Raw genomic sequence first — 2,391 nt, 5'->3', positions numbered from 1 at the left:
CCGACATACGCCGGGTCTTCGATCACCACCAGCGCACCCGGGTCCAGAAGCACCTCGCCGAGCAGCGACAGCGCCTGCTGCGAGCCGTGCGTGACGAACACTTCGTCGATCGGCACCGGACGCCCCAGTTGGGCCGCCTCCCGCACCGCCAGCACTTCACGCAGCGGCCCCCACCCGGCCGACTCGGTGTATTGCAGCCGTGCGCGGTCGGTCAGTGCCGTCTCGGCTGCCAGCGCGATCCGGTCGCGCGGCATGAGCTGCTCATCGGGCAGCCCGCCCGCGAGGCCGATGACGTCACCGCGGGCGGTCAGCTTCAGCAGGTCGCGAATCGCCGAACTCCGCAGACCGTCGAGGCGGCGGGCCAGTGGTGGAGTGATCGGCGACATGGACACCTCCGAGGAGTGCGGGATAGGTGCACTGTCGCATATTTGCATCCAGACTATGAAATACGAATCTCACATTCTGAGAAAAGGGCTCAATCGATCAGGTAGATCAGGGTCCGTCCATCCAGATTCACCGTCGTGATCACCGGGAAATACTGCGCCTCGGTGCCATCGGGACGGCGCTCGGTGATCTCGACGTTGTAGCGATCGGGGGCCATCTCCGCGATCCGCAGGCAATAGGCCGTGCCTTGCGGGATGTGCTGGTCGATGGTTTTCTGCAGGTCAGCGGGCGGCTCGACGTTCGCGCCCGGCGCCACGAACGTGTGCGCGCGGGTAGCGCTGCGCTCGGAATAGTACGCGTGCTCGAAGCCGAGAATCGCCCGCACGCCACTGCTCGTATCACCCGGACCGTTGCCGAAGGTGACGTTGCCCTCGCTCCGCGCCGGGCAGCTCATCGCCACGGCGCCGGCGGAGGAAGAGGCAGCCGTGCCATCCTGGCCGTCCTCGCTGCCGCTGGACACGATGATGGTGACCGTCAGCGCGATCAGCGCCACCACTGCCGCGAGCGTCCCCAGCACGACCCAGCGCCGCGAGGAGCTGCGCCGCGCGGGCGGGGGCGTCTCGGGAAGACGCAGCGCGAGCCGCATGGCGATGGGGTCCTCGGCCCAGGACAGGCCCGACTCGGAGGGCGCCGGAGGTTTCGGAACGCCGCCTTCCTGGGTCGGCCGGTTCCACCACGTGTCCCGTTCGCCGTCCACGGGCTGCGGGCGCGGAGCCTCCGCCGCGGGCGGCTCGGGCTGGGCAGGCGCGGGTGGTGCGGTGTACACCGTCGAATCCGGCGCGCGATACTGCGGCGGTGAGGCAGGTGCCGGCTCCGGCTCGCCTGCCGGACGCCAGGTGAGTTCGGGGTGGTCGGTCGACTGCTGCGGCACCTGCCAGCCCGGACCGGCGGCCGCGCCCATCGGTGGACCGAATTCTGCGACAGGCGGCCCGAATTCGGAAATCGGCGGCCCGAATTCCCCCACCGACGGACCGAACTCCGATCCGGACTGGTCGGATTCGTTCTCCCTCGCATCACCCTCGGAGGTCACACCCAATCCTTTCCCAGGACACACAAGTGGGGCGGCCGCGAACGACCGCCCCACCCGTCGAAATCAGCACGTGTCAGTACTGGAGTGAACCACCCCACTGGGTGGTGACACCACCCACTTCGGCGGTCTGCGGAGCGAAGTCGCCCGGCTGAAGCGGAAGCTTAACCTGTGCGGCGGCTTCCAGGGCGGCCGCGCCGCCCGGCTGCTCCCGGATCCAGTCCTCCACCGCGGCCTTGGCCTGGTTCAGCTGCGTGGTGTCGAACACCGCGGTGGTGTTGTTCGAGGCCAGGCCCTCGCCACCGGTGTAGGTGGTGAGCTTGACGGTGTTCTTGTCGACGAACTCCACCGAGACGCCCGCTTCACCGGCGCCGGTCGGCGTGCGGTAGCCGATGGTGCCGACGTAGCCCGCCTCGTTGCTGAAGTGGTGCGTGTTGGCCACGTGGCCCGGCAGCACGGTACCGCCGTCGATGTTCGCGCCGATCTCCGCGTGCGGGCCGGTCATCTCCACGACCGGAGCGGCCGGAGCGGCCTCCAGACGCGGCGCCTGCCAGCGCGGCTGTGCCTGCGGCTGCACCAGCGTGGAGCTCTCCGGCTGCCGCGCCTCGGCATTGTCGCTGTCGGCGCCCTGCTGCGGAGTGGCCTGCTGGCCGGGCTGCGGCGCCGCCTGCTGCCCGGGCTGCGGCGCGGCCTGGTCCGGCGCGACCGCGGCCTGCGGATCGCTGGGCTTCTGCTGGCCGGGGACCGGCAGCGGCGCGACCCGCGGCGGGGTCACGCCCGGCTGGGTCGGCTTGGCGAGCTTCGGGTCCTTCTGGTCGGGCGCGGCGTGGTCCGACTCCGGGGTGGTGACGCCGGGCTGGCGCGGCGTCGGCTTGCTCTCCGGCTTCTGCGGATCCTGCTTGGATTCCGGCTTGTTCGGC

The 2,391-nt window shown here is 70.4% G+C and carries 2 protein-coding genes and 1 pseudogene; all 3 read right to left on the bottom strand.

Features of this window, described 5'->3' with window-relative positions:
- A pseudogene (locus ON27_RS05715) lies at positions 1–386 on the bottom strand (aminotransferase-like domain-containing protein); the annotation flags it as partial.
- An 89-nt stretch (positions 387–475) separates the two neighbouring features.
- A complete protein-coding gene (locus tag ON27_RS05710; RefSeq protein ID WP_245559789.1) occupies positions 476–1,345 on the bottom strand; it encodes a DUF8176 domain-containing protein in 870 nt (289 codons plus the stop codon).
- A 202-nt stretch (positions 1,346–1,547) separates the two neighbouring features.
- A partial coding sequence (locus ON27_RS05705) for a hypothetical protein (protein ID WP_043720462.1) occupies positions 1,548–2,391 on the bottom strand: 844 nt, incomplete at its 5' end.

The sequence above is a fragment of the Nocardia asiatica NBRC 100129 genome (assembly GCF_000308415.1).
GTDB classification, from domain to species: domain Bacteria; phylum Actinomycetota; class Actinomycetes; order Mycobacteriales; family Mycobacteriaceae; genus Nocardia; species Nocardia asiatica.
Note: the sequence above shows the minus strand (reverse complement) of the source record. Positions and strands in the feature narration are given on the sequence as shown.

Excerpts from the sequence above, each read along its gene's own strand:
- ON27_RS05710 (WP_245559789.1), bottom strand. The coding sequence starts at position 1,345 with ATGGGCGCGGCCGCCGGTCCGGGCTGGCAGGTGCCGCAGCAGTCGACC.